Genomic DNA, 17,465 nt, shown 5'->3' with positions numbered 1-17,465 from the left:
AACTCGGTACACCATTAAGTCAAAACATGCTTAACTGAATGGTGTTAGCAATTAGCGGCTTTTTTGTGTTCAATAAATAACTAATTGATTATTTACGTTTAGTCGGCTTAACACGCTGATTGTGTTTTTTAACTGCTTTACGAATTTGGTTGATTTTAGCGCGTTTATCTTTGCGTTTTTCAGGCATAACAGAAAGCTTAGTTTGTGTTTCGCGGCCTAATTTAACGGTTTTACGCAAGTAGTTTACTGTTTCTAAATCATACTCCATCCAACCACCTTGTGGCACGCGCTTATCAAGCTCTAGTTTACCGTAACGAATACGAATAAGACGAGATACTTCCGCATCTTGAGACTGCCATAAACGACGAACTTCACGGTTACGCCCTTCATTTAACGTTACGTTAAACCAACGGTTAACGCCTTCGCCACCCATAGGGGTTACAGTCGTGAATTTGGCTGGACCATCTTCAAGCTCAACACCGCGTAGTAAGTTTTTAACCGTCTCGTTGGTTACTTCACCAAATACACGTGCAGAGTATTCACGCTCTACTTCATAGCTTGGGTGCATTAAACGGTTTGCCAGTTCACCATCGTTTGTAAAAAGCATTAAACCCGATGTATTAACGTCTAGTCGACCAACAGCAATCCAGCGATCGCCATCAATACGCGGAAGTCGGTCAAATACAGTACGACGCCCTTCAGGATCTTTACGTGTGCTTAACTCACCTTCTGGTTTGTTATACATAATCACACGACAGATTCGGTCTGCTTTTTCTTCGATTTTTACACTGTGTCCGTCAACACGAATCAAATCGGTTTCTTCAACACGGTCACCTAACTTTGCCACTTTACCGTTTACACTAACGCGGTTTGCGTCAATGTATTTTTCCATTTCACGGCGTGAGCCTACGCCTGCACGGGCTAAGACTTTTTGTAACTTTTCACCTTGTATAATACTCATTCGGATGGTTCTCTCACAGAAGGATCGCTCAATAACTGGTTAATTTTACTTTGCTGCTCTGTTGGCAACGCAGGTAAATTTTCAAGTCCAGTTAACGAAAAATAATCTAAAAATTGCTTAGTAGTTGCATATAAAGCCGGCTTTCCCGGAACCTCTTTATGCCCTACCACTTTAACCCACTCTCTTTCGAGTAAGGTTTTAATAATATTCGAACCCGTAGTAACACCTCTTACTTGCTCAATTTCGCCGCGTGTAATGGGCTGCCGGTATGCAATAAGTGATAATGTTTCCAGTAAAGCACGCGAGTATTTTGGTGCGCGTTCTTGCCACAAGTTATTTAACCAAGGGCTTAAACTACTGCATGCCTGAAACCGATACCCACTACCAACTTCAACTAAGCGAATACCACGAGTTTGAAAATGTTCTTGTATTGTATCTATTGCGTCATTTATTCGCGTCATAGAAATAGCTAAATCTATTAATACGATGTCTTTAAGGTGGCGTTTACTAACAGGCTTATCTGCAACAAAAATAGCTGCTTCAATGATCTCAACTAGTTGTTCATCACTAATTCGCCGACCCGACATACACACTCTTAACAAATAAAAATACACAGCCATCTATTATGACAGAACAACACCAAACTAGGAAAATATATCTATCAAATAACTAAATTTAAAACACAAAAAAGCCAGTGACTAGCACTGGCTTTAATCTTACTTACTAAAATGGTAACTATTAGTTACTTTTAAAAGCTTCTAATGCATCATCTTCAGCTACTGCGTTACCGTATTTTTTAATGTAACCCATAAACTCGCTTTTACTAATGCGCTTATCTTGGTTTTTATCCATGTAACCAAAATGATTTGAAATATCATCATCGTTACCTTCAACTACCGAGATATAGCCATTGCTGTCGTTATCTAGACTTGCAAAGCTGCTTTCAATTTTATCGAATTTAGCAATTTCAGCTTTAAATGCCGACTCACTTACTTCAGAATCAGTGGCTACTTTGCCATTATTAAGCTTCATATAAGTGTTAAATTCTTTGCGGCTAATTTCGTTATCCATATTGGTATCAATATTTGAAAAATGGCCCCAAATGCTATCGTCATCAGCTTCAACTTTTGAGATGTAGCCATCGCTATCATTATCTAAACTTGCAAAGTCACTGTCTATTCTTTCAAGACCTTGATTAGATGAACAAGCCGCTAGGCTTAATGATGCTAAAATAGTGGCTGCTAATGTTAACTTTTTCATAAGACGTATCCTTCGTAATTAATTAAATGTCACTTTAACTAATACAAATCCAATGCCAATAATAGTTAACTTATAATAATCAATAACTTAATCTCGATCGGTATATTTATTAAACAGTTTCAATAAGTTAAGCTTGCAAGCTTTGCAAACAACCTTGTAATTTTTGCAAAAAAATACCCGGTAAAAACCAGGCATTTCAAATTTACTTATTATAGTTAAGCTAATAATTAGATTGCTGCGTTTTGGTAGCGTTTAACAAACTCAGTAACGTTTTGACCATTACATTTTAATGAGTTTAGGTTACCAATTTTTTGACGAACAGGTGCTAAACCTTGTTTTAAAGCCGTCATACATAATTGAGTTTCTTGTTGAGCGTCTTTTGCAAATACTTCTACTTTCTCAACTGATGCGTTGCTTAATGTCGTTTTTTTAGCAATATCACGAATATCTTCACCATTACATAAAATGCTTTTAGAAAAACGAGATAGGTAAACACCGTGCTGGGCAGCTTCTTTACGAGCAACGCTAAAGCCTTCGTTTGCACTTAGTACACATAACTTAGACTCAATTTTGTTATCTTGGCTAAAGTAAGTATTGCTTTGAGCTGACGCAGTTGCAGATGCTAGTAAAGCAGTGGCTAAAAGTAGTTGAGTTTTCATGAGAGATCCTATTTGAACGAGCTAAACAAGTGAATTTCGCGCATTATATATTCAATAAAGTTAAGTTCAATTGAATTTTTTATTTATTTAAATAATTAATATTGTATTCACAATGTTTAAACTTTACCCATCATTTGATCAACATTTGCGCAGCTATTATCTCAATTCAGTCATGTTATGTACGCGTATTTACTGATACAATTTAATCTATTAAATAGAACCAATTTTAAGGTAAATTTTATGAAAGTGATTTCTTTCAATATCAATGGTCTGCGTGCTCGTCTTCACCAATTACAAGCAATTATCGACAAACATCAACCAGACGTTATTGGCTTGCAAGAGATTAAAGTTCACGACGAAGCATTCCCATTAGAAGATGTACAAAAAATGGGATATCACGTCTACTTTCATGGTCAAAAAGCGCATTATGGCGTAGCTATGTTATGCAAAAAAGAGCCTAAATCGGTCTTAAAAGGTTTTGCCACCGATACAGATGAATCGCAAAAACGCATGATAAGCGTCACTGTTGAACAAGAAAACGGTCGCGACCTTACTGTCATGAATGGCTATTTCCCACAAGGTGATAATATTAATCACGAAGCTAAATTCCCTTATAAACGTCAATTTTATAAAGATTTAATGACACACCTTGAAACCAATCACACACCCGATCAAGACGTCATCGTTATGGGTGATATCAACATATCACCTACCGATTTAGATATTGGTATTGGCGAAGTAAATGCTAAACGTTGGTTAAAAACGGGTAAATGTTCTTTCCAACCGGTAGAGCGTGAATGGCTTGCAACATTACTCAATTGGGGTTTTAAAGACACCTTTAGAGAGCAAAACCCCGAAACAGACGATCAATACTCATGGTTTGACTATCGCTCTAAAGGGTTTGTAGATAATCGAGGACTTCGTATAGATGTAGTGCTTGCAACCAATGAGCTTGCAGCACGCTGCATAGATACAGGTATTGATTACGAACTTCGCGGTATTGAAAAACCGTCAGATCATGCCCCTATATGGTCAACATTTAAGTAATTATTATGCTCAGCCTAACAATGCAGGGGCTACTTTGGGCTCTTGTAATTATTATTGCTCTATTAAGCTTTGATAAAAAAACATATAAAACATTGCTTAATACGCCAGTCCGTCAAACTGGCGTACTTGCGTGTGCGTTAGTGTTTGCAGTGCTTTGGCGAATAAAGGCTGGCATTTTAACTGGCCTTGATTTACACATACTAGGTGTTACGGCTGCTACATTAATTTTAGGCTGGCGGTTGACTATTTTAAGTAGCCTACTTGCCACAGCCCTACTCGCTGCCTTTGGTCAAATTGAACTTGAGCTGTTACCAGTACAACTGCTTATTGGTGCGTTTATTCCTATTTTATTGAGCTATCTTGGCTTTATAATTAGTTACCAATATTTACCTCGTCATTTTTTTGTCTATATATTTGTTTGTGCGTTTATAACCGCAGGATTTATAGCCTGTATAAAAATAAGCCTAGGTGCTTTATTTTACTTAGCTATAGGGCAATACAATTGGCAAGAACTTGCAGATAACTACGTTTATTTAAGTGCCATAATTTGGTTTCCTGAAGCAATGCTCAACGGCATGGCTATAACAATTATGATCACCTATCGCCCGCATTGGGTAAAAACTTTTTACGATAAGGACTACCTAGGCTCATGAGTCTTGAATATCAATGCCCCCTGTGTAACCTAGCACTTTTGAAAACTGATTCAACACTTCGTTGTGCTAACAACCACAGCTTTGATTTTGCTAAAGAAGGCTATGTTAATTTACTGCCTGTGCAACAGAAAAATTCAAAACAGCCGGGTGATTCACTTGAAATGGTACAAGCCAGACGTGCATTTTTAGAGCGTGGGTATTATCGTTTTTTACAGCAAAGCCTTAGTGATATAATCAGTAATATAAGTGCAAAAACTATTATTGATTTAGGATGCGGTGAAGGGTTTTATACCCAAGCAATAGCGAATAAAACAAATGCTGTTGTATACGGTGTCGATATTTCAAAATCAGCGGTTAAATATGCAGCAAAGCGCTACCCTAATTGCCATTTTAGTGTGGCATCAATCAGCCAAGCTCCCTTTAAAAGCCAATTTGCTGATGTACTTGTTAGCGTATTTGCACCTTTATTTGAGCAAGAGCTTGAACGCCTAGCAAATCAAAACGCAACATTAGTGGTTGCAAGCCCAGGACCCTGTCATTTAAAAGAGCTAAAATCGTATATATATTCAGAAGTAAACGAACATACTGAAATAGCCACTCCAAAAGGGTTTCAAAAATCAGAGCAGATCCTTTTAACAGAGCATGTAGCGCTTAGCTTTACTGATATTAAAAACTTAATAATGATGACGCCATTTGCATGGAAATTTAGACCCGAGCACTGGACAGCACTCGAAGAAAAAGGTGAACACACTGTCACCTTATCGTTTTATATTACTCAGTTTACCAAAATAGATAATGATGTAACTCTCTAAAACTGCTCTTTAGTAAACGCCCTGTCCATTTTATCAAACATATCTTTAAGTAAATTGGCAAGCTCCATATAACGGGGCTTGTTTTCACTTAACTGCGTTTGATATCCATTAGCTGCCATTTTAGTGTACAGCTCGTTATACCATTTTTGCATCGCAGGCTCTAAAGGCGTTTGCGCTCGCTTACCCAACCAAAATAAACCTTGTAATGGTAGCGATATAAAAAATAATGCACTTGCAATGGCTTGCGGTAAAAAATCAGAACCCAAGTAATTTAGCTGAAAAAACAATGTTAGCATGGCTAAGATTGGCATTACTGTAATGGCAAGCTCAGTCGCTCTAATTACTCTAAACTCTAAAAATAAGGGCGCAAGCTCTTTGCGCATTGGCCATTTTTTACCATACAAACGGCCAGTTTGTAGTTGTGACATCACACTTTTTTGCATCATGACTCCTCACAGATACTGCTTTTAAATACAATGGAAAAACGAGCTATACGCAAAGTGTAACACAAAATGAAAGAGTTACACTTTCTCAGTAAAACAGCTTAAATTTACCTTTTAATGGCGAACAATCCTAACTTAAACATCTCAATTAAGGTAAAGTATTTAACATTGCGTTAACCACTTTGCAATTGAACATTCAATTGTTTTAGCTTTACTTAATACCGTAAGTGTAACGATTACGAATTAACGTTTACTTACTAAATTTGTTTATGGAAATTGAATCTATGCCAACAACCTCTCCTGAATCACAACACGTTTTAGTTTTAAATTGTGGTAGCTCTAGCTTAAAGTTTGCCATTATTGATGCGAACGATGGTCACGAAATTATTTCAGGCCTTGCTGAACGCTTAGGCGCTAAAGCACCCTCTATTAAATACAAATTTAATGGTACTAAAACAGTTATCGACTTAGCGGCTAATCAAGCACATGCTAAGGCTATAAATACGCTTGTAAGCTTAATAAAAGATCACAACTTAGACGAGCAACTTATCGCAGTGGGCCATCGTGTTGTACATGGCGGCGAGCACTTTACGCGATCGGTATTGATTGACGAAAAAGTAATTGCAGGCATTACACAGTCGGCAACGCTTGCGCCGCTTCATGGGCACGCTAATTTACTAGGTATATCGTCGGCGCAGGCATCGTTTGAAGGTTTGCCACAAGTCGCGGTGTTTGATACTGCATTTCACCAAACTATGAATGAAGTTGCCTTTCTTTACGCTCTTCCATATAAGTTGTACACCGAGTTTGGTGTTAGGCGTTATGGTTTTCACGGCACAAGTCATTTTTATGTTGCAGGGCAAACAGCAAAGTTACTTGAGCAACCTATCGAGCAAAGCAATTTTATTAGTGCCCACTTAGGCAACGGCTGTTCTGTATGCGCTATTAAAAATGGTAAGAGTGTTGATACCAGCATGGGACTAACGCCTCTAGAGGGGCTGATAATGGGCACACGTAGCGGCGATATTGACCCTGGTTTATTTAACTTTTTAACCACTCAACTTGATTACACAGCCCAGCAAATAGATAACCTACTAAATCAAAAAAGTGGCTTGTTAGGTATTAGCGAGCTTTCTAACGATTGCCGTACCATTGAAGAAGCCGCTATAGCCGGTGATAAAAAAGCGATACTCGCAATTGAAATGTTTTGCTACCGACTTTCAAAACAAATCGCGGCGTATATGGTGCCATTACAGCGCCTTGATGCTGTTATATTTACTGGTGGTATTGGTGAAAACTCAGATATTATTCGTGAAAAAGTAATTACACAACTTGCCTTTTTAGGCATTAATTGTAATCCGCAAGCCAACCTCAATGCACGCTTTGGTCAAGAAGGCGTTATTAGCTGTAAAAATTCACACGTCAAAGCAGTTGTAATGCCAACCAATGAAGAATGGGTTATTGCCCTTGATGCTGCAAATATTGTAAAGGAGCTTTAATATGGCACGTCGTATTATGTTAATTCCTGTTTCTACCGGTGTGGGTTTGACGTCGGTATCAGTTGGTTTAGTGCGTGCACTTGAACAAAAAACAGTTAAAGTTAACTTTTTTAAACCAATAGCTCAGCCACGTTCTGGTGAAACAGGCCCTGAAAAATCAACGCAAATAGTTACTCAAGGCTCACCTATCAACCCACCAATGCCTTTTGCACTTGATTATGCTGAGCAAATGATTGGCGACGGTAAAGGTGATGACCTCCTAGAGGAAATTGTTGAACGCTTTGAAAGTAAAATAAACGATAACGAAGTCGCTATTATTGAAGGTATGGTACCTACTCGTCGCCAACCTTATGCTGGGCGTGTAAACCGCGAAATTGCGCAAACACTCGGCGCCGAAATTGTATTTGTACTTACCCCAGGTAATTACACCATTACTCAAATAGAAGACCGCCTTGAAATTGCAGCAGGTAACTACGGTGGTATCGATCATCCTCGCGTACTGGGCTGTATTTTTAATAAAGTAAATGCGCCACTTGATGAAGAAGGTCGTGCACGCGCCGATTTAGTCGATGCCTATAAACCTGAAGAGCTTGAAAACGAGTTAAATCGTTTAGCCTCCCTGCCTATTTTTAAAAAAAATCCGTTTATGTTACTTGGTGCAATCCCGTGGGATTTTGACTTAGTAGCGCCGCGCGTAAAAGACTTAAGCGCATACTTAAAAGCCACGATTATTAACGAAGGCGATATGCTTCATCGTCGTCTGCGCCGTATTACTTTTTGTGCCCGTACGGTTTCAAATATTTTAAATTATTTTACGCCAGGCGCTTTATTAGTAACACCGGGCGATCGCTCTGACATACTTGTTGCTGCGTGCTTATCTGCTATGAACGGCACTAAACTTGGTGCTATATTACTCACCGGTGGTTTTGAGCCAGAGCCACGTATTATGGCCTTGTGTGAGCAAGCCATGCAAACCGGCTTACCAATACTCGCAACCGATGCAGACACGTGGCGTACATCATTACTACTGCATAACTTTAATATGGAAGTACCAAATGATGATGACCAGCGTATTGAAAAAGTAAAAGATCACAACGCAGAGCATATCAATTCAAGCTGGCTAGATACTCTAGCTAAAAGTGTAGGTAAAACTCGTAAGTTATCACCACCCGCATTTCGTTACTTACTTACCACTAAAGCGCGTAAAGCAGGTAAAACCGTGGTTCTACCAGAAGGTAATGAACCTCGTACAATTAAAGCGGCTGCTATTTGTGGTCAACGCGGAATTGCTAAAACTATATTACTAGGCGATCGCGAAGAAATAATGCGCATTGCACAGCAGCAAGGTATTGAGCTAAACGAACATGTAAGTATTATCGAGCCTCAAAGCATTATTAATGATTATATTGCGCCTATGGTCGAAATTCGTAAAAGCAAAGGCCTAACTGCCGTAGTAGCACAAGAGCAACTACAAGATAACGTCGTACTGGGTACAATGATGCTTGAGCAAGGTAAAGTAGACGGTTTAGTATCGGGTGCAGTAAACACTACGGCAAATACAATTCGCCCACCACTGCAATTGATTAAAACAGCACCAGGGTCATCACTAGTATCATCTGTATTTTTTATGCTACTGCCTGACCAAGTGTTAGTTTACGGTGACTGTGCGATTAACCCAGACCCTAATGCTGAACAACTTGCAGACATAGCGATTCAATCTGCCGACTCTGCAGCTGCATTTGGCATAGAGCCGCGTGTTGCCATGATCAGCTACAGCACGGGCACTTCTGGTACAGGTGCCGATGTTGAAAAAGTACGTGAAGCCACAAAAATAGCAAAACAAAAACGTCCTGATCTAATTATCGACGGCCCACTACAATACGATGCAGCTATAATGGAAAACGTAGCACTTAAAAAAGCACCTAACAGCCCTGTAGCCGGTAAAGCGACCGTATTTATATTCCCAGATTTAAATACGGGTAATACCACGTATAAAGCAGTACAACGTAGTGCCGACTTGATAAGTATTGGCCCTATGCTGCAAGGTATGCGTAAACCTGTAAACGATTTAAGCCGTGGTGCATTAGTTGATGATATTGTGTATACAATCGCCTTAACTGCCATTCAGGCAGCTCAAACAGAAGCGCTAATTACTCATTAAACGTAACGTGTGCTTTTTATAGCCTAGCTATTATTTATTTAATAATTAACTAGTTAGGTTATTTATACCCTGCAACCCCCATACTTATCCACAGAAATTGTGGGTAAGTTTTTACTCCCTTCTTTTATCTACTTATTTACTGCTGAGTTAGTCGTTGTTACACCTTTAATTTAAAGCCAATAATCTATACTATAAAGCTATCAATATTGCTGTTCGCAGGCTTTTAATGTCAAAACAAACATTACAATTACACAGCACCATTTTATCTATACACAGTTTAGATGTAGATGCCGACATACCTGCGGCACTTTTAAAGCAATCTTTGTTTTTTATTTCTAAAACCCATGATGAACTTTCAATTGTATGCCCAAGCGATTTTGAAGTAAAAAGCCTGGATACCGAACCCGACTGGCAAGCTTTAGAGGTTGTAGGTCCACTTGGCTTTTCGTTAACCGGAATTATGGCTAATATTTCAGGGGTATTAGCGCGCGCTAAAATTTCTATCTTTTCAATCTCAACCTACGATACTGATTATATTCTCATAAAAAAACACACTGCAGAAAATGCTATTTCCGCTTTAAAAAAAGAGGGTTATAACGTGGTGGTAAACTAACTTATGAAAGCTCAAAAAATTGACTATTTAGCTCAAAATAAAACGCCTCTTAATGCAATAAATATTACCAGCCCATTTACAGGTAAAGTAATTGAACTGAAAGAGCATCCAGAACCTTTTTTTCGTTTTGGCACTCTGGGCCCTGGTATTATGGTGCAACTAACAAGTCATAAAATTTTATCACCGTTTGATGGAACTTTATTACAAGTAAAAAATGCAGGTACTGAGTTTATTCTACAAGCTAATAATGGTCTAAAAGTCTTGATTAACTTAACTATTTTTGATTCGCAATCAATTACGCATACCCATATTGCGCAACTCAATGGTAGCAAAATATGCAAAGGTCAACGCCTTGCTTATTTTGATTTACGAGAACTTGATACTCCAATGCTTGCTAGTTTAATTTTACTAAACGGCCATAACCTTGGCACATTTCATTACTCGCACTCGCATGTAAATGCGGGTGAAGACACACTATTAACTATTATTAAGAAGAACTAGATTTATGATCACTCTATACGGCATTAGCAACTGCGATACGATAAAAAAAGCTAAAAAACATTTAACTGATAACAACATCGAATTTACGTTTCATGACTACCGCAAAGATGGTGTAAATGAGCAAATGGTGAGTGAATTTGCAGACAAGCTCGATTGGGAACAAATCGTTAATAAACGTGGAACAACTTATCGCGCATTAACTGATGAGCAAAAACAGAGTCTAACTAAAGAAAGTGCTATCCCATTGTTGGTTGAACAACCTGCCATGATCAAACGTCCAGTACTGGTAAACAATGGCAGTTACCATTTAGGTTTTAAAGCAGCCCAATACGACGAGGTTTTTAAATAATGACTAATGACGTAACTCAACTCGCCCAAGCGCTAATCCAATGTGAATCGGTAACGCCCGAAGATGCTGGCTGCCAACAAATGATAAACGATCGCCTTGCTGCGGTTGGTTTTAATATAGAATCATTATTTTTTACCGACACACTTAATACTTGGGCTCGAAAAGGCACACAATCGCCGCACTTTTGTTTTGCTGGTCACACCGACGTTGTACCAACAGGCCCTGAAAAAAATTGGCAACACCCGCCGTTTTCAGGATTAATAAAAGATGGCCTACTGCACGGGCGTGGCGCTGCCGATATGAAAGGCTCATTAGCCGCAATGCTTGTAGCAACAGAGCGTTTTGTTACTAAACATCCAGATCATAAAGGCTCGATTTCTTTTTTAATCACTTCTGACGAAGAAGGACCGTTTATAAACGGCACAACACGTGTAATAGATACGCTAGAGGCACGCGGTGAAAAAATTGATATGTGCCTAGTAGGCGAACCCTCATCACGAGATGTATTAGGTGATGTTGTTAAAAATGGCCGAAGAGGTTCACTTACCGCTTACCTAACGGTTAAAGGCGTACAAGGTCATGTCGCCTACCCACATTTAGCACAAAACCCAATTCATCTAGCAACGCCTGCCCTTACTGAGCTTAGCCAAACTGTGTGGGATAACGGAAATGAATACTTCCCTGCTACCAGCTTTCAAATTTCGAATATTAATGGCGGCACAGGTGCTGGTAACGTGATCCCGGGTGATCTAGAAGTACAGTTTAACTTTAGATTTAGCACGCAAGTAACACATGAGCAACTCCAACAGCGTGTAAATGACATTCTACAAAAGCATAACTTAAATTATGAATTAAGTTGGATAGTAAATGGCTTACCTTTTATTACCGAGCACGGGCCGCTTGTTGATGCCACTGTTACAGCTATTAAATCAGTAACCGGTTTAACCACTAATCTAGAAACCACGGGTGGTACATCAGATGGTCGTTTTATTGCACAAACAGGGGCTAAAGTAATTGAACTTGGACCACGTAACGCCACTATCCATAAAGTAGATGAATGCGTAAGTACCGATGATTTAATAGCCCTTACCGACATTTACGAGCAAATATTAGAGCAACTTTTAGCATAATGGATGTAACTAAACCAACACCAATAATGTGTATCACAGGGCAAAGTGATACACATTTAACTGATATACAAAATCATCGCTTGCACAGCGCTATTATCAGCGACTTTTTAGCGCTGCAAAGTGCAGCACAAAAAGCAGGATTTGAGCTTACTATTGCCTCAAGTTTTCGCGACTTTAATCGTCAATCAATTATTTGGAATAATAAGTTTTTAGGTATTAGACCTGTTTTCAATAACCAGCAAAAGGTTGTAGATTTAACTAAATTAAATGATGTAGATAAATGCATAGCAATAATGCTCTACTCTGCATTACCTGGGGCAAGCAGGCACCATTTAGGCACCGATTTAGACGTGTTTGATAAAGCTGCGGTAAGTGATGATTATAAACTACAGCTAACACCCGATGAATATCTGCAAGGTGGGCCGTTTGCGCCTTTAAGTAATTGGCTTGATACTAACTTAGATAAATTTGGCTTTTATCGCCCTTACCAGCATGATTTAGGTGGTGTCGCACCTGAGCTTTGGCATATAAGCCATATTAAGCAATCACAATTATTAGTGAATAAGCTTAGCGAGCAAGTACTTTTTGAATGCATAAAAAACAGTGAACTACAGGGTAAGCAGGCAATACTTGATAACTTACCCGCTATTTATACACGCTTTGTAACAAACGTGAGTCCCCCTTAAAAAGAAGGTTAACTTAAATGATATTAAATCTTCTTTTTATTTAAAATAAATACCAGCACAGCGCCTAATATTAACGAGCTTGCTACTATAAATTCCATTGTTACCTGCTCTGATAAAAACAAGACCCCAGCAACGGCTGCAAGTACAGGTACACAAAGCTGCACAACAGCAGCTTGGGTACTTTTAAGCAGTGGCATAGCCACATACCAAACACTGTAACCAATTCCAGACGCTATCGCACCCGAGGCACATGCAAGCAAAACCCCTTCAATACTCATATTTTTTAAATAACTCATGCCAACAAGTAATAAAACAGGGATAGCCACTAAGCTTCTTATAAAGTTAAACCCCGTAGTACGCAGTGGCGATACGCACACTTTACCGCGAATACTGTAAATACCCCATGCCACACCACTGAGTGCCATAAGTGATGCACCTAATAATGAAGGTACAGCAGCAGATGGCAGCATTAAATATACAAACCCACCTAGCGCCACTATAAACGCGCACCACTGAAGCACACTCAACTGCTCTTTTTGATATATACCCCAGCCAATCATAGTGAGTTGCACGGCTGAAAACAAAATCAGTGCACCGGTGCCTGTATCCAGCTCTACGTATGCAATCGAAAAACAAAGTGCATAAACTAATAGGCTTATACTGCTTCGCCAGCTTCCTTTATCGCTTAAAATAGCGGGGTTAAAAGTGCCTTTTCGTTTTAAATTATGAGTATAAATAGCCATTATAATGCCCAAACACGCAGCACCACTGAGTAAGCGAATAACTGTAAAGTTCCAAGCATCTATATAGCCTTCGGCTAAAGCCATTCTGCAAAAAAGAGAGTTTGCAGCAAACGCAATTAAAGCAATTATTGTGTACAACGTAGCTTTCAAAAAAATTCCTTAGCAATAAAAACAAATTACAGCGTTATTTCAATTAATTAATTAACCTACTAAGCTAAAAACATTGTCATAAGCGCCTATAAAACCGCTTACTGAGCAGCACATTTAAACAGGATTGGTATAACTGTGCAAAGGGAGTATTTAGTTTTAATAAATTAGATTATTTATACTAAAATCTTAGCCGCATTTGCAAAATACGGTGTCTACAACACAAGATATCCTTTTAGTATTTTTCGTATACGACTTAGTGAATATCAATTACTTCATTTAAAAAATTCATTTACCATTACGCTTTAGGGATCATTGTATTCAATAAGACCAATAAAGTACCTTAAGTATTTCAATATTGTTACCCAACAAGAAAATTCACACTTTGTTCACCAATGTCATTTTATATTTCTTTATTAGCAGGCAGTTTTACTCTACGATTTTTTACAATATTTCACACATTTAGCTAAAAATAATATGTTAATGTATACAGGTGAATTTAGAGGAGTGCGCAGTGCGCCTAAGTATAATTTTAAGCTTTTGTTGTATTTTAAGTGGGTGTAGCACAATGGGCTTTAATGACCTATTTAATGACTATGCCACGCAAATGACACCAATAAGAAATGCGATCGAGAAAAACAATATCGAAGAAGCGCAATCCCTTATTGCCGATAATAGCACCATGCACAGCAGCTACTTACTCAACCAACTTGAGCAAGCTCGCTTAAACGACTTAGCCAATATGCCACAAGAGGCACAAGGTAAATTTGAGAACGTGTATACGCAAATGCAAAAAAAACGTGAAGCCGCCAAAATACAAGTAAGTGCGGGGCTTGAGCAAAGCAATGCGTTATTTACTAACGACTCAGCCATAACTTATGTGCCACCGGCTTACGAAATGAGTATGCTTCATAGTTATAAAGCACTTAACTACGTGTATAAAAATGATGTAGAAGGCGCTTTGGTCGAAATTCGCCGCGCTAATAAAGTACAAGTTGATGCACTAAGCGAAAATAAAACAGATGGCGACTCAACAGTTAAAGAAGCGCAGCAGCACTACCCTAGCATGGGCAATGTAACCAGAGATGTAAAAAATGGCTTTCAAAATGCCTACACATTTTATTTATCTGCTTTGCTTTATCAAAGTGCTAAACAGTATGACGATGCTTATATTGATTATAAAAAAGCACTGGCTATACAACCTAACAATATTTATTTACAGCAGGACGTAATGCGCCTTGCTAAAAAACAAGGATTTGACCAAGACCTAAGTGAATTTAAAAAACGTTTTAGTGATGCACCCACAATTTCTGCAACGCAAGGCGAAGTAATTGTTTTATTTGAACAAGGCTTAGTACCAAAACAAGATGAATTTAAACTGCGCTTACCAATTTATTCATCACGCGGCGATGCACGCTTTTACAGCCTTGCAATGCCAGTGTATAAAGATAATGCCTATGTGCGCCGCCTTAATAATATAAACATAGATGCACAAAGCATAGAGCTGAGCCCATTAGTACACATTGAAGCACTTGCAGCAAAAACATTAGAAGATCAAATACCTGCAAAAGTAGCTCGCCAAGTACTCAGATTAGTAGCTAAAGAGAAAGTGCGTGCAGAACTTGCTCGCAGTGCCGGTGATGTAGGTAACATACTTGCTAATATTTATAATTTGGCGTCTGAGCAAGCTGATACACGTAGCTGGCTTACACTTCCAAATCAAATAAGTGTTGCAAGGCAAAGCCTAAATACAGGTGAGCATTCTCTGCATATAGGCACACAAGCACCTATAAATTTTACCGTTAGTAAGCAAGGGTTAACGTTAATTTACTTAACCTCCGTTAATAACTACTTTAATTACCACGTAGTTCAACTTTAGGAGCCATCATGAAATACATAGCGCCATTATTAGCAGTCTTAATGCTCAGTGCATGTTCCAGTAAACCGGTTACATCGGGTATTTCCGTTGAACAAAATAAAAATCAGTTTAATGAGCAATTACGTGTAGATAATCCAGAGCTCGGTAAAAAGCTGGCCATTACTGATGTTAAAACACGTCAAACCAACCAGTTAACCGATGTAGTAGTGACACTTTCGAGCCAGTATAAAAAATCACAGTATTTGCAGTATCAATTTAATTGGTTTGATAAAGACGGCTTTGTTATTAAAGGCAATCATTCACCTTGGCAAGCACTCACCTTATTTGGTTTTGCAAAAACACAATTACCGGGCTTAGCACCTAGCTCTGATGCGGTTACCTTTTCTTTAGCAGTAAGAGAAGTGTCTACCGAATCACAAGAATTTAAAGATTAAAGGAAACAACCATGATCATCAGTAACAAATTTAAAACAGCATCAACTTACGCTTTAGTTGGCTTGAGCGCTTTAGTATTAAGTGGCTGTGCTAATAAAGCCGTAGTAAGTTATGGCGATGCACAAGCAGTAGAAACAACAGATATTAATTTTGGTTCTACCGACTTACAAAAAGTAGCGAGCCAAATGACCGACTCATTACTCAGCTCACCTGTTGTTGGCACAATGACCGCTAATAAACGCCCTGTAGTATTTGTTGAGCGTATTAAAAATAAAACCAGCGAGCACATTGATACAGAATCAATCACCGATTCAATCTCAACACAAATGCTACGCAGCGGTAAGTTCCGTTTTGTAGATATGACCCGTGTTGAGTCAGTACGTGAGCAATTAACGTTTCAAAATGAAGATGCTCTTGTTAACCCTGCAACAGCCGTTGCATTTGGTAAACAAATTGGTGCGCAATATATGTTATACGGAAACTTATCAAGCATCGTTAAATCAAATGCCGATAAATCAGACGTATACTACAAATTTACAATGCGTTTAATGGATATGGAAAGCGGCCTAGTTGAGTGGGCAGACGAAACTGAAATTCGTAAAACTAAAGAAAAATCAACCTTTGGCTGGTAGCCAATACCAATCTGCTTATATATGGGGTCTATTTAACGTTAAGAAAATTACGCTAGTACTAGGCAAAAATTTTTGTATTTAGTTGTTCTAAATAAAAAATTTTTAACGACGTTATAGCGCAATTTAATTCGTTAAATTGATCAAAGATTTATGCAGGTTGGTATAAAAGGAGCAAGTTATGAAAGCAATTACTGTAATTATATGCGCTTTACTTACAATAAGCGCGCCTACGTTTGCTAAATACGAGCGCAATAAAGCAGTCCCTGTGCAGCAAGTTTTATTTGGTGGCGTAAAATCGGTACGCAATATTACCGAGCAAGAAATCATTCAAGACAAAAACAACGGCTGGCAAACCTTTGGTGGTGCATTACTCGGCGGCGTAGTAGGCAACCAGTTTGGTGGTGGTAGCGGCCGTACAGTAGCAACAATATTAGGTTCGGTAATTGGCGGCAGTGTTGCACATAATAGGCAGCAGCAAAGTCATTATCAGCAAAATCACTTTGTAGAGTTATTAATACAAGTTGAAAATGGCGACCAGTTTATGGTTGTTCAAGATCAGGACCAATCAATGCGTTTTAGCAAAGGCGATAACGTAAGATTAGTGTACTTGAACGACAACACAGTGCGTGTAGATAAAGCGTACTAGGCCGTGCTGAACTTTGGTGGTTGAATTTGCAGCAGAATGTTTGGTATTTAGACAAAGCAGAGCCTATGAAATGTGGTTTTTCCCTATAAATAGGCGATAACGCAGCATAAATGCCAAACATGCGCTGCCCGAAGGGTTCTGCCTAGCGGCAATTAACTCTTTTTTGCCTACATGGATGTAGGTAAGGGGCGTGAGCAGGACGCGGAAGCT

General features: G+C 38.8%; 20 protein-coding genes. 14 read left to right on the top strand and 6 right to left on the bottom strand.

Translation table 11 applies throughout. The annotated features are described in order from the left end of the window. Positions 1–88: 88 nt before the first annotated feature. From rluB to GQR46_RS04880, 4 genes are all read right to left on the bottom strand, one after another. Positions 89–961, bottom strand: coding sequence for a 23S rRNA pseudouridine(2605) synthase RluB (gene rluB / locus GQR46_RS04895; protein ID WP_007582584.1), 873 nt, complete (start codon positions 959–961; stop codon positions 89–91). Then, positions 958–1,548: an SMC-Scp complex subunit ScpB gene (gene scpB, locus GQR46_RS04890; protein ID WP_165740198.1), complete on the bottom strand. Its 591-nt coding sequence runs from the start codon at positions 1,546–1,548 to the stop codon at positions 958–960. Before scpB ends, rluB begins: the two co-directional genes overlap by 4 nt. Before the next feature lie 151 nt (positions 1,549–1,699). Next, entirely contained in the window at positions 1,700–2,221 is a 522-nt protein-coding gene (locus GQR46_RS04885; protein WP_165721507.1) for an EF-hand domain-containing protein, read from the bottom strand. A gap of 227 nt (positions 2,222–2,448) precedes the next feature. Beyond that, entirely contained in the window at positions 2,449–2,880 is a 432-nt protein-coding gene (locus GQR46_RS04880; protein WP_007582577.1) for a hypothetical protein, read from the bottom strand. Positions 2,881–3,120: 240 nt separating this feature from the next. Here GQR46_RS04880 and xthA point away from each other — a divergent pair, with 240 nt between their 5' ends. From xthA to GQR46_RS04865, 3 genes are read left to right on the top strand one after another with little or no spacing between them, the layout of a single operon-like run. Next, entirely contained in the window at positions 3,121–3,927 is an 807-nt protein-coding gene (xthA, locus tag GQR46_RS04875) for an exodeoxyribonuclease III (RefSeq protein WP_165740196.1), read from the top strand. Between the two features lie 5 nt (positions 3,928–3,932). Further along, positions 3,933–4,580, top strand: coding sequence for an energy-coupling factor ABC transporter permease (locus tag GQR46_RS04870; protein ID WP_165727396.1), 648 nt, complete (start codon positions 3,933–3,935; stop codon positions 4,578–4,580). Continuing rightward, the gene (locus GQR46_RS04865; protein WP_165727395.1) at positions 4,577–5,392 is read left to right on the top strand and encodes a putative RNA methyltransferase; all 816 of its coding nucleotides are present in this window, start codon (positions 4,577–4,579) and stop codon (positions 5,390–5,392) included. The genes GQR46_RS04870 and GQR46_RS04865 overlap by 4 nt, the downstream gene beginning before the upstream one ends. Here GQR46_RS04865 and yfbV read toward each other — a convergent pair. Next, a complete protein-coding gene (gene yfbV, locus GQR46_RS04860) occupies positions 5,389–5,835 on the bottom strand; it encodes a terminus macrodomain insulation protein YfbV (protein ID WP_007582569.1) in 447 nt (148 codons plus the stop codon). The genes GQR46_RS04865 and yfbV overlap by 4 nt on opposite strands. A 284-nt stretch (positions 5,836–6,119) precedes the next feature. Between yfbV and GQR46_RS04855 the strand changes: the two genes are divergently transcribed. From GQR46_RS04855 to GQR46_RS04825, 7 genes are all read left to right on the top strand, one after another. Then, complete coding sequence (locus GQR46_RS04855) at positions 6,120–7,334, top strand: acetate kinase (RefSeq protein WP_165727394.1); 1,215 nt, start codon at positions 6,120–6,122, stop codon at positions 7,332–7,334. A gap of 1 nt (position 7,335) precedes the next feature. Further along, positions 7,336–9,495: a phosphate acetyltransferase gene (gene pta / locus GQR46_RS04850; protein ID WP_165727393.1), complete on the top strand. Its 2,160-nt coding sequence runs from the start codon at positions 7,336–7,338 to the stop codon at positions 9,493–9,495. A 226-nt stretch (positions 9,496–9,721) separates the two neighbouring features. After that, a complete protein-coding gene (locus GQR46_RS04845) occupies positions 9,722–10,108 on the top strand; it encodes an ACT domain-containing protein (RefSeq protein WP_007582563.1) in 387 nt (128 codons plus the stop codon). A 3-nt stretch (positions 10,109–10,111) separates the two neighbouring features. Then, positions 10,112–10,609 (top strand): PTS glucose transporter subunit IIA, encoded by a 498-nt coding sequence (locus tag GQR46_RS04840; RefSeq protein WP_165740194.1) that lies wholly within the window; start codon positions 10,112–10,114, stop codon positions 10,607–10,609. A 4-nt stretch (positions 10,610–10,613) separates the two neighbouring features. Next, entirely contained in the window at positions 10,614–10,958 is a 345-nt protein-coding gene (locus tag GQR46_RS04835; RefSeq protein WP_165740192.1) for an ArsC family reductase, read from the top strand. Then, positions 10,958–12,088, top strand: coding sequence for a succinyl-diaminopimelate desuccinylase (gene dapE / locus GQR46_RS04830; RefSeq protein ID WP_165740191.1), 1,131 nt, complete (start codon positions 10,958–10,960; stop codon positions 12,086–12,088). Before GQR46_RS04835 ends, dapE begins: the two co-directional genes overlap by 1 nt. Beyond that, positions 12,088–12,774, top strand: coding sequence for a M15 family metallopeptidase (locus GQR46_RS04825; protein ID WP_165740189.1), 687 nt, complete (start codon positions 12,088–12,090; stop codon positions 12,772–12,774). The genes dapE and GQR46_RS04825 overlap by 1 nt, the downstream gene beginning before the upstream one ends. 23 nt (positions 12,775–12,797) lie before the next feature. On the opposite strand, the gene GQR46_RS04820 is transcribed toward GQR46_RS04825, so the two are convergent. Beyond that, positions 12,798–13,667, bottom strand: a complete 870-nt coding sequence (locus tag GQR46_RS04820) for a DMT family transporter (RefSeq protein WP_165740186.1) — start codon at positions 13,665–13,667, stop codon at positions 12,798–12,800. 511 nt (positions 13,668–14,178) lie between these two features. Between GQR46_RS04820 and GQR46_RS04815 the strand changes: the two genes are divergently transcribed. From GQR46_RS04815 to GQR46_RS04800, 4 genes are all read left to right on the top strand, one after another. Next, positions 14,179–15,543, top strand: a complete 1,365-nt coding sequence (locus GQR46_RS04815; RefSeq protein WP_165727387.1) for an adenine DNA methylase — start codon at positions 14,179–14,181, stop codon at positions 15,541–15,543. A gap of 8 nt (positions 15,544–15,551) precedes the next feature. Next, complete coding sequence (locus tag GQR46_RS04810) at positions 15,552–15,977, top strand: YcfL family protein (RefSeq protein ID WP_007582549.1); 426 nt, start codon at positions 15,552–15,554, stop codon at positions 15,975–15,977. Positions 15,978–15,988: 11 nt separating this feature from the next. Beyond that, positions 15,989–16,609, top strand: coding sequence for a penicillin-binding protein activator LpoB (gene lpoB / locus GQR46_RS04805; RefSeq protein ID WP_007375407.1), 621 nt, complete (start codon positions 15,989–15,991; stop codon positions 16,607–16,609). Between the two features lie 178 nt (positions 16,610–16,787). Next, positions 16,788–17,255, top strand: coding sequence for a glycine zipper 2TM domain-containing protein (locus GQR46_RS04800; protein ID WP_165740185.1), 468 nt, complete (start codon positions 16,788–16,790; stop codon positions 17,253–17,255). The last annotated feature ends 210 nt before the right edge of the window (positions 17,256–17,465 follow it).

Source organism: Pseudoalteromonas sp. Z1A6 (assembly GCF_011378745.1).
Lineage (GTDB): Bacteria > Pseudomonadota > Gammaproteobacteria > Enterobacterales > Alteromonadaceae > Pseudoalteromonas > Pseudoalteromonas arctica.
The sequence above is the reverse complement of the archived record's forward strand: the minus strand, read 5'-3'. Positions and strand labels throughout refer to the sequence as shown.

Bases quoted from the DNA above. Each gene is read 5' to 3' on its own strand.
- rluB (WP_007582584.1), bottom strand. From the start codon at position 961: ATGAGTATTATACAAGGTGAAAAGTTACAAAAAGTCTTAGCCCGTGCA.
- scpB (WP_165740198.1), bottom strand. From the start codon at position 1,548: ATGTCGGGTCGGCGAATTAGTGATGAACAACTAGTTGAGATCATTGAA.
- GQR46_RS04885 (WP_165721507.1), bottom strand. From the start codon at position 2,221: ATGAAAAAGTTAACATTAGCAGCCACTATTTTAGCATCATTAAGCCTA.
- GQR46_RS04880 (WP_007582577.1), bottom strand. From the start codon at position 2,880: ATGAAAACTCAACTACTTTTAGCCACTGCTTTACTAGCATCTGCAACT.
- xthA (WP_165740196.1), top strand. From the start codon at position 3,121: ATGAAAGTGATTTCTTTCAATATCAATGGTCTGCGTGCTCGTCTTCAC.
- GQR46_RS04870 (WP_165727396.1), top strand. From the start codon at position 3,933: ATGCTCAGCCTAACAATGCAGGGGCTACTTTGGGCTCTTGTAATTATT.
- GQR46_RS04865 (WP_165727395.1), top strand. From the start codon at position 4,577: ATGAGTCTTGAATATCAATGCCCCCTGTGTAACCTAGCACTTTTGAAA.
- yfbV (WP_007582569.1), bottom strand. From the start codon at position 5,835: ATGCAAAAAAGTGTGATGTCACAACTACAAACTGGCCGTTTGTATGGT.
- GQR46_RS04855 (WP_165727394.1), top strand. From the start codon at position 6,120: ATGCCAACAACCTCTCCTGAATCACAACACGTTTTAGTTTTAAATTGT.
- pta (WP_165727393.1), top strand. From the start codon at position 7,336: ATGGCACGTCGTATTATGTTAATTCCTGTTTCTACCGGTGTGGGTTTG.
- GQR46_RS04845 (WP_007582563.1), top strand. From the start codon at position 9,722: ATGTCAAAACAAACATTACAATTACACAGCACCATTTTATCTATACAC.
- GQR46_RS04840 (WP_165740194.1), top strand. From the start codon at position 10,112: ATGAAAGCTCAAAAAATTGACTATTTAGCTCAAAATAAAACGCCTCTT.
- GQR46_RS04835 (WP_165740192.1), top strand. From the start codon at position 10,614: ATGATCACTCTATACGGCATTAGCAACTGCGATACGATAAAAAAAGCT.
- dapE (WP_165740191.1), top strand. From the start codon at position 10,958: ATGACTAATGACGTAACTCAACTCGCCCAAGCGCTAATCCAATGTGAA.
- GQR46_RS04825 (WP_165740189.1), top strand. From the start codon at position 12,088: ATGGATGTAACTAAACCAACACCAATAATGTGTATCACAGGGCAAAGT.
- GQR46_RS04810 (WP_007582549.1), top strand. From the start codon at position 15,552: ATGAAATACATAGCGCCATTATTAGCAGTCTTAATGCTCAGTGCATGT.
- lpoB (WP_007375407.1), top strand. From the start codon at position 15,989: ATGATCATCAGTAACAAATTTAAAACAGCATCAACTTACGCTTTAGTT.
- GQR46_RS04800 (WP_165740185.1), top strand. From the start codon at position 16,788: ATGAAAGCAATTACTGTAATTATATGCGCTTTACTTACAATAAGCGCG.